Origin of the sequence: Sphingobacterium ginsenosidimutans (assembly GCF_039536865.1) — a bacterium.
In the GTDB taxonomy this organism is placed as follows: Bacteria; Bacteroidota; Bacteroidia; order Sphingobacteriales; family Sphingobacteriaceae; genus Sphingobacterium; species Sphingobacterium detergens.
This window is the reverse complement of the sequence record NZ_BAAAZK010000006.1, coordinates 37,527-50,607: the sequence shown is the minus strand read 5'-3', so window position 1 is coordinate 50,607 and position 13,081 is coordinate 37,527. Positions and strand designations below refer to the sequence as shown.

Below are 13,081 nucleotides of genomic sequence, written 5' to 3'. Positions count from 1 at the left end.
TATTTATTTAGAAATGTGTAATTTAATCGCTGCTAAACAATGTTGTAAATCTAACTAATGGGTAAAGATTATCATTTTAAAATGTCTGCCGAGGAGCTGCAGTCAAAGACCATAGATTTTTTGCGTTTCCCGCTGATCGTCGGGGTGGTATTTATCCATACCGATTTTTCAGATATTGTAATGGCGGGTGTAAAGCAGATTAGTTTTGTCAATTATCCTGTTTTCTCGCGGATCTTTTTCTTATTCTCCAGGGTTATTTTCGAGGCCTGTGTGCCGCTTTTCTTTTTTATTTCGGGTTTTTTATTTTTCTATAAAACGGAGGGGTTTTCCAGGGAGGTTTACCTGAAAAAATTAAAAAATCGTATTCGATCACTTTTGGTTCCATATATTTTCTGGAACCTGTTGATCATCCTATTCCTTATGCTTGCGCAAACGTTTTTATCGGGCAGCTTGGTTTCTGGTAGGAACAAATTAATAACAGATTATAGTTTATTGGATTGGCTCTGGTCCTTTTGGGATACTTCTCAAGTAAATCCACATATGAAGAAAACCTTGCCGATCAACTCGCCATTTTGGTTTATTCGTGATCTGATGGTCGTGATAGTTTTTTCTCCGATAGTCTATATACTCATTAAAAAGTTGAAGGCTTATGCTGTGATTATATTGGGATTGCTCTGGTTTTTTAATCCTTTCTTTTATTTGCCGGGACTGAGCATAGTTTCTTTCTTTTTCTTTACAGCGGGAGCTTATTTCAGCATTCATAAAATGAATTTTGTTGAAGTCCTAAAACCAATGTTGCGCGCGCTCGCCCCCTTGTATATTTTGATAGTGGCTATGGCGGTCTATTTCGCGAGTGCTGGATGGTGGTCCTATCTCTATTGTGCAGGGGTTGTTGTGGGGCTTCTCCTCGCAATAACGGTATCCGCCTATTTTATCGACAGCGGAAAATGGCATTTGAACCCTTTTTTAACCAATGGCAGCTTTTTTATTTATGCCTACCATCGTTTGCCATTGGTATTTGTGATCAAAATTTTATTTCAGTGGCTCCATCCGCGGTCGGATGGAGCATTGTTATTGTTGTACTTAGCTTGTCCGGCTATCGTCATCCTGCTGGGGCTGCTTATCTACAGCCTACTTAGGCAATGGATGCCCCGATTCACGGCGGTAATCAGTGGAGGGCGTTAATACGATCAATATGAAGAGGTCTAAATGGATCATTGTTGTAGTACTGGCGCTATGTCTAGGTGCATTGTCCGTCAAGTACGGCCGAAAGATACTTAATAAAAATAAATACAAAAGAATCAAAACTGAGTATGTATTTACAGACCTTATTAACCTAGGGTGCACTTCGGTCAAGCAGCAGGGAGCAACGAATACCTGCTGGTCCTACACCGGCAATTCATTTTTGGAGTCGGAGATGATTCGGATGGGGAAAGAACCTGTTGAGATATCTCAGGTCTTTACCGCAAGACAGGCCTATTTGGATAAGGCTCATAATTATGTGCGCCTACATGGTGGCTTGACAATGGGGGAAGGGGGGCAATTACATGATGTTTTGAATGTATTCCGCAAATATGGCGCAATGCCTAGATCGGCTTATGCTGGACTGCGTGGTAATCATACCTATAATGATTTTAGGGAGATGACCCCATTATTAAATTCAATGCTCAAAGTATTGGTCAAGAGTAGGCCCCTGACACCGAATTGGGAGAAAGCCTATAGCGCTACACTGGATGCGCATCTTGGGGAAGTGCCCGAAAAATTTGACTATAAAGGGAAAACTTATACCGCACGCACATTTGCAGATCAGGTGATCGGAATTAATCCGGACGACTACATTGGGTTTGCTTCTGTGACAGATCATCCGAATTACAAACCTTTTGTGCTCCTGGTGCCCGATAACTGGTCCTTTGATCGGTTTTATAATGTACCTATGCAAGAGCTCTCGGAAATTATTGATGGTGCATTACAGCAAGGTTATACAGTTGCCTGGACAACAGATGTGTCAGAGAAGGGGTTCTCATGGCAGTATGGTATAGCCTATGTTCCTGAGAAACCATTTGACAGTATGTCTAATGAAGAAAAAGAAAAAATGTTCGTAAAGCCAATGGCTGAGAAAAAAATAACGACTGATGAGCGGCAACAAGCTTTCGACAATTGGCATACCACGGACGATCATGCGATGCATATTGTTGGGCTAGCCAAAGATCAAAATGGTAAAGAATACTATCTTGTTAAGAACTCCTGGGGTAAAGCCAACGATTTTAAAGGGTACATGTATGTCACCAAAGAATTTGTGAAATATAAAACGATTACACTGATGTTACATAAAAATGCGCTCAATCCTGCATTGTTATCTAAAATTAATTTGATAGAACTATAAGTATTGCAAAAAAAGCCGCAGATGTTGTTGTAATTCCCAATTGTTTCCATAATTCAATGGGATGTTTGTTGTATGAAAAACAACAGCACAATCATACAATTTTCTGGAGCTTTCCTGATGGCCTGGATGCTATTGGGGGTAACGAATGCGCAAGCCCAACAAGGTCGATCTATACCCGATAAAGTGCATCATGCCGAACCGCTATATAATGATCTTGTACGTGATTTGGGCGCAAGGAAGGGTGAGAAAGAGTTTAATATCGGCGCAGATATTAAAAAAATGGGTAAAGCAGATGAGTATGGCTATTTGGCCGAATATGAGTTTGCACCCATAGATCGATTGGGACTGGAAGTAGAGACAGACTTTGCCTATACAAAAAGCAAAATGACTAATGTATCCTCAAGCAATAAACTCGAAAGATTAAGGTTATCATCGCAATATTCCTTCTATGTTGCTAAGCCGCAAGCAACAACATTGGCCGTAGGTTATACCCAGATTTTTAATTTTGTAGACGGGGCAACCGCATTTAATCCTTTTTTCGTAGCTGCTAAGAGCTGGTATAGCAATTGGCATACATTGATCTATACGGGACCAGAAATTGCTTATCATTATAAATCACATACAACTGAAATGAACTGGCAGATCAATACTTCCTTGCATTACACGCTACCCCATACAGACCATTTTATTGGAATGGAGGTCAACCAAGAAGTCGCCTCAGGGAGCTTAGAAACGACACTTCGGCCTCAGGTTAAATTGGGGCTGAATGATAAAATGGCGCTCGGTATGGCGATCGGCTTGCCAATAGGAGGAAAGGAAAACGCAATTAGCTCATTTTTCCGTTTTATTTATCAGCTTTAGGACCTCGAAACTCTTTGGGACTTTGGGACAATCGCCGTCGATAATTATCGTCGAATCCTGGTTTGATGATCGTAAATGAACTGCTTTTGCCAAAAATTCCTTCGGTCTATTTGCAAACCTTAGACTAAAAATTTGCTCTTATAAGCTTCATCCAGATAAGCCCCCAATGAGCGGGTTCTTTCGGTGTCCGTATTACTGATATAACGCTGAAACATCAGCTCGGTACTATGGCCTGTTGCTTGCATAAGCAACGGTGTCGGTATCTTTCCGTAAAAATTGGAGGCAAAGCTGCGTCGGCCGATGTGGCTGGTAATGGCTTCCCACTTTTGTATCAGCTTTTCTGTCGACCTGAAACCAGTTCTGGTGCGAACTTTGATTAGGCTATTTATACCGGCAAGGCGTGCGATTTCCTTAATCTGTTCATTGTATTTCTGAGCAGAAAGCTTTGACGGGAAGTTATTTCCGTTGTCGGACATAATATGTATGGCCGTCGGATGCAGCGGTAACAGTATCGTCTTTTGTGTTTTCTGCTGCGTAAAAGAAAGACAGGGTTTTCCGTCGAGGATTTCCATCATATCCAGGTTAAAATTCATAAAATCCGAAACGCGCTGGCCTGTGTAACAGCTAATGACCAGCCAGTCTTTAGCGGCCTTCAATTCTGGAGGGACAACAGTTTCTTTAATACGAATGAGCTCATCTTCAGTGAGACTGATGACCCGGTTGTATTTTTTGATTTTTGGGAGTTCTAATTCGTAAACGAAGGTTCGTATTCCTCTTTTTTCTAAAAAATTGAGCACAGTACGAACAAAATATATGGTGCGATAAATGGTGCTTGAACTATAGGTTTCCAGTTCACCGAATTTAATAAATTCTTTGACAAAATTGCTGTTTACTTCGTTGAGCATCAGGTGTTTTTGCTGGAAGCCTTCGAAGCGCTTTAGCATGCTGAAAAAGACCTTGTATCTTCGATGTGTATTGCTGGATATGAGATGCAATCGGCTCTGGATAAAATTCTCGGTCGCCTCCAGCAGACTCCCTTTTGCAAAGGAACTTTCGTTAAGAACGCAGGACTTTTTTATAAGGCGGGTGACAACATTGAGCGAGAATTTACGTTGTTTAGATGCTACCTCCTTCAGGTAATTTGATACAGCGATTTTGATCGCGTCTAATTTTACATTAAGCTTTTTGTAAATTTTTAGATAAATGTTTTCCGGGCGTTGTTTGTCGGTATTCCATCGGGTAGGATTGATCTTTAAAGTCGTTTTTACAATGAACTCATTTTGTTGTTCATCAATAAATTTTAGGGCAATTATAGAAGTTGAACCTGTTCTCAACAGGGTAAAATTGAAAATCATCGCGTACACTTTTTAGTATTATCTGAGCATAAAGATAATAGTATATACGAATTAGTCTAATTCAGACTACAATTTCACTTACTCAAATATACCATTTTTATTTTAAAGACGTGCAATAGATTGCGTTAAAATAACTGTGAGATTAAAAAAAGTTTGTAGTTGCCAACCTAATCCAACACTATAAAAAAAATGCAAAATTTATCTTCCTGATAATCAATGAAAAATATTTTTTTTCTAGTCTGAATTAGACTAATAATGTAAAGTCAAGCCCTTATTAAAAAAACGTTTAGAAATCAATAAACACAAAAAAAATGAAAGCCAAACTGAATTATATCCGGCCCAAAGTCTGAATAATACTTGTCGAATTGGAGAAATGTTTTAATAAAAATTCTCCTTACCACCGCGAAAAAAAAAGTCAAAGGAATTGTAACAAAATGTCAAATGTTAAACTGGTGGAAATGAAAATACTTCCATATTAATCTTTTGATGTTTTGGAGGGAGGGTCCTATAGTTTAATGCAAAAAATAAGCACACATGGAAAACAAGATTAAGTTGATCTTTGCGGATGACTGCAGGCTCCAGCAAAAAATTATTGAGCTGTTTTTAAAGCAACTTGATCTGTTCGACCTGCAATTTATGGCAGATAATGGGAGTGAATTGCTGCGGTATCTTGGGGCTTGCAAAGTACTGCCCCAGATCTGTATTTTGGATCTGCATATGCCTGTTATGAACGGGATAGATACCGTGCGCGAAATGAGCCGCAGATTCCCATCCATTAAAGTATTCGGGTACACAGCCACTGATAGTCTGATCGAAATAAGTGATTTCAGACGGAATGGAGTGCTGCAGGTTTTTTCAAAACGCAATCCGAAGCAGATGTTGGAGGTGATTTGCAGTTATGGAAAGATGGGGACACGATATGAGAGCCCCCTGGTTGTTAGAAAAAATAGTTCAATCATTTCGCATGACAAATCCTGATAAATTGGACAATATGACGACTGCCGGCTTCCGGTTCTTTGCTTTTCGGAACATTCCCGATCAGGACATCGAACAAAATTGGGGGGATTTTTTTAGGATATTCAAGACCTTCGAGCCGATTGATATCATCGTTGAGAAAGAAAAATATCATCTAAGAGCAAACCAGATGATATTTGTTGGTCCGGGTAGGTTCATTGACTTGTCGAATCTGCGCGTGGGCAGAGGTTATTTGCTCTGTTTCACGGCTGCATTTTATGAACGTTCGCTGGAGGATACTGCGACTATTCATTCCCCATTGTTTTTTGGGGAGCGCCCGGTACTGTATTATGATTCCTGCTTTGGCGAACAAGTTTTTAATCAACAGATTACGATCCGTCTTGGTCGGGCACGTATGCAGGGCGATTATATATTTGATCTTGTTGCACACCACTGTGTGGAATCGCTTTTGTTGGATGTGTATCATGAGGTATCGGCCGGCGATCAGATGCCGCAGCCAAAGCACACAACCGATATCGGACTGGTAAACCATTTTTCGATGTTGATTCATAAACATTGCCGGGAATATACCGCTGTACAATTCTATGCCGATCAGCTTCATGTGACTGCGCGCAAGCTGACCGATATATGTTTGGCGATGACTGGAAAAACGGCCAAATCGATGATTTTGTCGGTTTTGCTGCAGCAGGCTGTAAGGTATATCAAACATACCAATCTGTCCATTTCACAAATATCCTATGAAATGGGGTTTAATGATGAATCCAACTTCCGGAATTTTGTGAAAAGGCAGACAGGTCATATTCCACGTGCGCTGCGGGAAAGTTAGTTCAAATGAAAATCAAGGAAAATGATATCGTATGAAAGTTGACCGTTTCATCTTGGTCATGGTTATGTTGCTTTTTGGGCTGTTCGATAGCGGGAATGCTACGGCGCAACAAGCTTCATTGACAATTCGATTGGGTAATTTTATCTCGGTAGGCTATGTTACCGAGCATGTTTATTTGCCGTCGGAAGATAGCAGAATAATTTCTTTGGATTTTTTGGTTTTTACAGTTCCTGGACCATTTGAGTTGCGGGTAATTTGCGAACGCATCGATATTGGGAAGGAGGTTGGTAGCGAAACAACAGGGAATAAAAGTCTTATATTTGGGGACAGACCGCATATAACACAGGATAAGGATGTTAGGGGAATAAATGGGCAGGGGCAGATAAGGTTTCCGCTTCAACCTCAGACAAATACTTGTGTTTCCATAACTGCATTATAGTCCTTGAGTTTCGGCCGCGGACTTAAAATACAAAAAAGGTCTTTTGCTGATGCTACCTTTACATTTGGGTTTGGGTAAAGGTTTTCGTTGCAATACTTCATGCCCCACATATTTTCGTAACAAGCTATAGATCCTTTCGGTGCTAAAATTGATTTTATAATTTTCATGAAAATCATCGACCATCTGTTCGAGTGTCCGGGGTTCGGTAAAATAATCCGAGGCATAAACAACATAGGCGATCAGTTCGCGTTGTCGCCTCAGATCCTCATTGACTGTTTCATTAGTGGGATCAATTTTCTGTTTCAGTAGGAAGTTTTGCTCTTGAGCGGATATTGTTTCTTTAAAGACGCTTAAGCCGGGAAGATTATCGGTATCTATGACCAGCGCTATTTCTGGATTGAAAAAATCTGCAAGTGGAATGGAAAACGGACTGCATATTTTTGCGACATGTTCGACGGTGATGGTGAGCGTTTTATTGTAATGACTGCGCAGTGGTCCTGCCGTTAAACCGGCGAAGCTGGCGAGACCGTTGAGAGAGAGCCCAGTCTGATTCATAATCTCCGTAATCCGTGATGAAATCAATGTGGCCAATGCATTGTCTGTAACTTTTCCCATTTTATTTTCTGAAATGATTTCCTGTAGCGCAGCGGATCAATTGTCCATCGCGTCACCTCGATCAAATGTCAGGCTGCCTATAAGTTAAGAAGTTTCAGGGATAAATCGTCAGCTTCTTATGTTGCAGAGACTGGCAATAGGTGATGTGGATTTTGATATAACAAGTTGGCTATCAGGTGTAAAAAAATAATGGAACGAACGCCTTCGTTCCATTTTATCCATTAATATTATCAAGTCAAACGCAAAAAAAATGACTTGATGGTTCAAAAGTAAAAAATATAATTGGAACTTTTCGTGTGAAAATTGACGTTAATCGTGTTAAAAAATGTAAAAAAAATATTTTGTAGGAAGTAGGCTACAATAAAAAAGCGGCTAGATATTATCTAGCCGCCTTCTGATATAAGGTGTTAAAAATACCTCAGTATTTTAGTTTGCACGTACGCAACGTACGTTTTTGAATGTAGTTCTTAGTAGATCTAGGCCCAGTAGCTCAACATTTAGAGCTTCAGCTGTAGTTGATGCTTTTATAAATGGATCTCCAAATGGTAACCCTAAAACCGCACGTCTGGTTGTAAACGCATGGTAACCATAGTAACCAACTCTTGTGCCTAAAAGATCTAAAAGAGGGCCTGCTAATACTGGAGAATCTGTCCAGAATGCCGCTGCAGTATTATAGCTATCGCCTAGAATATCTATATTCGTTCCAATAATTCTGAAACCTAATAGATCTGCATTAAGTGTTGATAATCCTAGTCCCAATAAACCTTGTCCACTCGAGCCAATCTGAGTGAGTAGGGCCGTATTAACAATCTGCCCATTGTAGAAAATGCGCATATTGTTTGAGTTTGAAGTAGCATCTCCAAACGCATTTGTTCCAGCAGTACCTCCCGCAGTAAACGCATATTGTGCATGGTTGCCACCATTTGTTCCAACAGAAGAGCCTGGTGCAGGATCCGCAGCTCCTAATAACGTTCCTACTAGGTTCAATACATTATTTAATAGCCCTGTTGAAGAAGTTAATGTTGATACTTGCGCCCCAGTAGGCTGTTTCCAAAGACCTTGAGGATATATTTTAGTACATGGATCTCCTTTTTGTGCCAAAGTGGAAGGGAATCTTGCCGCTACTAATGATCCGTAAGAGAAGTAACCGTCCGCCCTACTTCTTTGCGCATTTGTTGCGTAGAATGCAAAATTGCGAAGTGGATCAGCGTTATTTCTGTCGTATAGGTTTGAACGACTCCATTTTATCGCTGTTGCTCCAGAACCTGTGGTTAAAGGTGACTCAACAACATTTAACAATAAGTGGTGACTTTTGCCCAATACTGGTGTAACAGAAAAATTAAAATCCGTTGCTGTAGCGAAATACGTACGAGCCAAACCTCCATCCACATGGTTAATATTTAGGTTTTGAAGCGTTACTTTGACAGCACTTTGTGCAGCAGTTGAGGCAGTATAGACATATGCGATTTTAGCATCGTTGTATAAAGGGTCAACATTTTTGAAATCAGCATAACTAAGAGTCGGCGTAAATGTTGAACCTGCAGTAACCGCACCTGTCAGTAGATCAATACTACCAGTTGCCAAATTCAGACCTGACACAGATACACTTGGATTTCCAGTAATATTACCAAATACACCAATAGTATTTAATTCTATGCCAACACGTGAAAATGCGTGATTGAAAAGGATATTAATATTCGAACTACTTGCTAAATTAACCGTACCTGTAGCATATAAAACATCCTTATTTTGAGGAAGTGCAATTGCTCCACTCGCTGGGGTTAAGGATGGTGCGTCGACTTTGGAGTTGTAAGAGAGTGCTACCCAAGTGTAAGATCCAGCTGGATCAAGCCCATCAATAGTACCTGCGGTGCCAGACTGCAATTCTTTGGCTGCAACCAATGTGCTTCCAGAGTAGATATACACTACATATTTAGTGTCTTGTTCCATATTCTCTGTAACGCCAGGTGCCACGTCGGCAGCTGTGCCATTTGATCGCGCTGCATGAGCAGTGGTAGTTTTTACAGGAACAGTATTATCCATAGAAACCGCCATATCAACATCGGAGAAGGAATAAATTTTGCTCTCTGCTGTCTTATTGGATGAGGAAACTCCTGCGCGTTTTGTGCCTGTATCGTTATCGGTTTTAATACCACCTACTGCGATGGTTAATTTGTTGCTTTTTGTGTCAACAATCGCTGTTTTTGAGTCTTTGGAGCAGCTCGTTATTAACGTACCTGGTATCGCAAGTATTGCCATTGCAACAACCCAGTGAGCTCCTTTTTTTTGTAGAAATTTCATTTTTGTGCTTTTCTGTTGTTAATAATTACAATACTTCCTAAGATCCTTCACCGTTATTGGTTTCATCTGCTCCAGCTCCCCAGCCGCTCGATTGTGGAGTCGCGCCTGGTTGTGCTTGTGAACCTGCAGCAATGCCTTGCTCAAGTTCTACAACTTGCTCCTTAATGGACGGAGCAACGTACATTTTTTTTGCGTTCTTATTCATGATAATATTATTTGGATAATCCATGCTATTGCTAGCATGGGGTTTAAAATTTAATGGACAATTTAATACCTCATTGTTAAAAAATTAGAAAACTAACGTTTTAATAAGCTGCTTGTCTCTGCGTACAGACAAGTATTGTTGTTATCGCTGCGTCAATTTTAATGTTATAATTCTATTATAAATTTATATATGTCTACTCTTCTTTTATAGCTTGGCTAACACACTATTCATTTTCGAATTGTAATATTACGACTAAATATCAACTTGTGCAAAAAAATATTGTAAATTATTTTCTCGAACAAAATTCATCTGATTTTTGAATATGTTTCCTTTTCCTCGTTTTATTGTTTGCCTGTTTTTTGCATAACTGTCATTTAACGTAAAACAGAGGTATTTTTTAATCCTTTTTTATTGTATTATATGACTGTAATACTCTGCTTGAACAAAGTTGTTTGCCTTTTGTTTTAAACTTGAATAATTTTTTTTCGGCAAATTTTTGTTTTATAATTAATGTGTTTGAACAGTTACTTTCTTAATAGTCCGTATTTATACGTGTATGTCGGGCTTGCTTTATTTTTGGAATATATTGAATGTTTTTAATATCGATAATCAATTTCCTAATAATAAGCACTTCTTTTTGAAATAAAATATTTACCACAAAGTTCTTTTTATATTTATTGAAAAACAATTATAGTGATTTATATTTATTGTTTTGGAAAAATATATATCTATTTAGGTTTATTGTTTTTTATGTTGTTTTTGTGTTTTTGATTTCATAATAATTAAAGTGTTTAAGCAATTAATGAATTTTTGACTTCCGATGTCAGCTCAATCCTAGGACGCACGGTTTAGTTCTTTCTTAAAATTAGTGCCCAACTCTTTTTGATGGCGAATTTTTCGTGAATCTGACCCTAATTCTCATGGAAATGTCATGGAAATAACTCGTTTTGAGTTGGCTTGTAGTGCTTTAGCTACAGGAAAACAAACATCGTCCGAATTCCTTCGGCTCCTTCAAAATATTATCTACTTTCGTCCAACTTCTCAATAAAGGAGTGTCATATTATTATGTGTTAAAGGTCTTATTATTAAATATATACTTCCTTTTTTCATAGTGTGTACTAGTTACACAACTATAAATTGCTTTAGAACATTTTAAAAATATAAGAAATGAAAACGAACAAAGAAAACTTGGCAAATCTAAATGGCCGTCTTCCTTATGAAGCGCCTTGCATGAGTGTACAAAATGTCGCATTGGAATATAGCATTGCTGCTGGTTCTGTAAACAGTTCGGTGACCGAATCTTGGCAGACTGAAACGCAGACGCAAGAAATCGATTGGTAATAAGACGAGTTAATTAATTGGTGATATAAACAATTATTTTCATGAATAAGTTTACAATAAAATTTGGTTTTGCTACAATCTTAGCATGCGCATTATTTATCTCTTCATGTAGTAAAGATAATAATAACGTGATCATTCCAGATGGACCAACCATACGTTTAAATATAGGACAGGCCTTTGCAGCAGCTGATCCGGTAAAAGCGGCTTCAGTGGGCCGTACCTATGCTTCGGCTGCACAGACAGTAGAAATTCCGTTTGACAATCAATATACATTGGTGGCCACCTTGACCGCTGAAACGACAACGGCACCGGGCTTAAAAGCATCTAACCGGGCGGCTACCGTTTCAACTGGTGCCGATCAGAAAGCATTGAAACAAGGAACTGTCTATTATGTTGCCATTTTTGATGCAGTGGGTGACTATAAAGAAACAAAAACTTTTACACAGGGAAACAGCGCACAGGATTTTGCGATTGACAAAGGAAAATATACTTTCGTAATTTATGCGTCCGGGACCAATAAGACATTGCCTTCAATTGCCACTGGAGCAAAATTGAGTACTGTAAATTTCGCAGGTCTAACTGCAGATAAGGACTTTATGTTGGATCAGGTTGATTTTGAGGTAAAAGATGGACAGAATCTATTGAATGCTGATCTGGCGCATTTGTTTACACAGGTAACACTGAAATTTGATGCTTCCCAGTTGGGTTCTGTAAGCAGTATTGCGGGCGCAACAATTGCTCCTTCCAATGCGACTGTTGATGTCTCACTTACAAACGGTGCATTGACTTTTACCGGGGCTGCAAATCCCGTAGCCTTCAATCTTAAAAATACAACTGGAAAAGTAATCAATTCCGATTCTACTTTTATCACAACGGCTGCTACAGCAAACGGTACAATTGTACTGTCCGGTGTCTCGATCGCTGGAAGTGCTGCAAAGAACTTGACAAAAGCAGGCTGGAATCTTAAACCGGGCGTAAAATATCAACTGGACATTACTTTGAAGAAACCGATTGAAGTGAATATCGGTGATGAGGTCTGGGCTTTAGGAAACTTGACCTATGCTACGGATGGTAATGGAAATCCAGTGTATGGTTTTGCCAAAACAAATGACACTTACGGAAACTATTGGTTCAATAGCTATGTAAAACCAAAGGTTTTCAATGTCAATAATCAACGTCCGAGCAGAGATGTCAATGGTGTTGATGGTGATCCTTGTGCATTGGTGTTGCCAGCGAATACCTGGAGACTTCCAACAGCTGCGGAAATTAACCAATTGATAAACAACACTAATAGTGGTGGTAAGGATAATCCGCAGGATGTCAATGCCTGGGCGCCGGCTCGTTATGTGGATACGTACGATGGTACTGCTGCTACCAATTTGGGGATGTTCTTTGGTAAACAAGGTAACCCCGGGGCTGATCGCTATAAATTCCTTTACTTACCTTACGGCGGATCCTATAATGATAATAACTCCGGTGATGGAATGGGAGCACAAGGTTTATATTTATTGGCCGGTAATCAGCGTCTGCAAATGACTGGTGCAAAGGGAGACAGTGGCTGGTCTATTAATGTAGGCCCCGCGGAGGCAAATTTTGCATACCAAGTGCGTTGTGTAAGAAAATAGCTCTTCACCGATACATTGTAAAGATAATGTTATTTGGATAATAAGTTTAAGGGAGGCGCATTCCCCAAATCGGGGGGTGCGTTTTTTTATGCGATTTTCTTTATTTCGTATTATTTGTTTTTTTGCCATATCATTTGACCTGTCTTGAATAGAAA

At 39.5% G+C, this 13,081-nt stretch carries 12 protein-coding genes; 8 read left to right on the top strand and 4 right to left on the bottom strand.

Features of this window, described 5'->3' with window-relative positions:
* The first annotated feature begins 57 nt into the window (after positions 1-57).
* From ABFX33_RS10825 to ABFX33_RS10815, 3 genes are all read left to right on the top strand, one after another.
* Positions 58-1,185, top strand: a complete 1,128-nt coding sequence (locus tag ABFX33_RS10825) for an acyltransferase family protein (RefSeq protein WP_346086078.1) — start codon at positions 58-60, stop codon at positions 1,183-1,185.
* Positions 1,186-1,195: 10 nt separating this feature from the next.
* Positions 1,196-2,383, top strand: a complete 1,188-nt coding sequence (locus ABFX33_RS10820) for a C1 family peptidase (protein ID WP_346086077.1) — start codon at positions 1,196-1,198, stop codon at positions 2,381-2,383.
* 72 nt (positions 2,384-2,455) lie between these two features.
* Positions 2,456-3,244, top strand: coding sequence for an HAEPLYID family protein (locus tag ABFX33_RS10815; RefSeq protein WP_346086076.1), 789 nt, complete (start codon positions 2,456-2,458; stop codon positions 3,242-3,244).
* Between the two features lie 119 nt (positions 3,245-3,363).
* Here ABFX33_RS10815 and ABFX33_RS10810 read toward each other — a convergent pair whose 3' ends face one another.
* Complete coding sequence (locus ABFX33_RS10810; protein ID WP_120261084.1) at positions 3,364-4,599, bottom strand: tyrosine-type recombinase/integrase; 1,236 nt, start codon at positions 4,597-4,599, stop codon at positions 3,364-3,366.
* 534 nt (positions 4,600-5,133) lie between these two features.
* On the opposite strand from ABFX33_RS10810, the gene ABFX33_RS10805 reads away from it, so the two are divergent.
* From ABFX33_RS10805 to ABFX33_RS10795, 3 genes are read left to right on the top strand one after another with little or no spacing between them, the layout of a single operon-like run.
* A complete protein-coding gene (locus tag ABFX33_RS10805; protein WP_346086075.1) occupies positions 5,134-5,577 on the top strand; it encodes a response regulator in 444 nt (147 codons plus the stop codon).
* Complete coding sequence (locus tag ABFX33_RS10800) at positions 5,564-6,400, top strand: helix-turn-helix domain-containing protein (RefSeq protein ID WP_346086074.1); 837 nt, start codon at positions 5,564-5,566, stop codon at positions 6,398-6,400. The genes ABFX33_RS10805 and ABFX33_RS10800 overlap by 14 nt, the downstream gene beginning before the upstream one ends.
* A 31-nt stretch (positions 6,401-6,431) precedes the next feature.
* Positions 6,432-6,839: a hypothetical protein gene (locus ABFX33_RS10795; RefSeq protein ID WP_346086073.1), complete on the top strand. Its 408-nt coding sequence runs from the start codon at positions 6,432-6,434 to the stop codon at positions 6,837-6,839.
* Here ABFX33_RS10795 and ABFX33_RS10790 read toward each other — a convergent pair.
* From ABFX33_RS10790 to ABFX33_RS10780, 3 genes are all read right to left on the bottom strand, one after another.
* Entirely contained in the window at positions 6,834-7,454 is a 621-nt protein-coding gene (locus ABFX33_RS10790; RefSeq protein ID WP_346086072.1) for a hypothetical protein, read from the bottom strand. The two genes, ABFX33_RS10795 and ABFX33_RS10790, sit on opposite strands and share 6 nt — an antisense overlap.
* A 426-nt stretch (positions 7,455-7,880) precedes the next feature.
* Entirely contained in the window at positions 7,881-9,755 is a 1,875-nt protein-coding gene (locus tag ABFX33_RS10785; RefSeq protein WP_346086071.1) for a fimbrillin family protein, read from the bottom strand.
* A 37-nt stretch (positions 9,756-9,792) separates the two neighbouring features.
* The gene (locus tag ABFX33_RS10780; RefSeq protein ID WP_346086070.1) at positions 9,793-9,960 is read right to left on the bottom strand and encodes a hypothetical protein; all 168 of its coding nucleotides are present in this window, start codon (positions 9,958-9,960) and stop codon (positions 9,793-9,795) included.
* Between the two features lie 1,167 nt (positions 9,961-11,127).
* Between ABFX33_RS10780 and ABFX33_RS10775 the strand changes: the two genes are divergently transcribed.
* Together ABFX33_RS10775 and ABFX33_RS10770 are read left to right on the top strand one after the other, a co-directional pair.
* Complete coding sequence (locus ABFX33_RS10775) at positions 11,128-11,301, top strand: hypothetical protein (RefSeq protein ID WP_257095414.1); 174 nt, start codon at positions 11,128-11,130, stop codon at positions 11,299-11,301.
* Positions 11,302-11,342: 41 nt separating this feature from the next.
* Positions 11,343-12,926 (top strand): hypothetical protein, encoded by a 1,584-nt coding sequence (locus ABFX33_RS10770; protein ID WP_346086069.1) that lies wholly within the window; start codon positions 11,343-11,345, stop codon positions 12,924-12,926.
* Positions 12,927-13,081 lie beyond the last annotated feature (155 nt).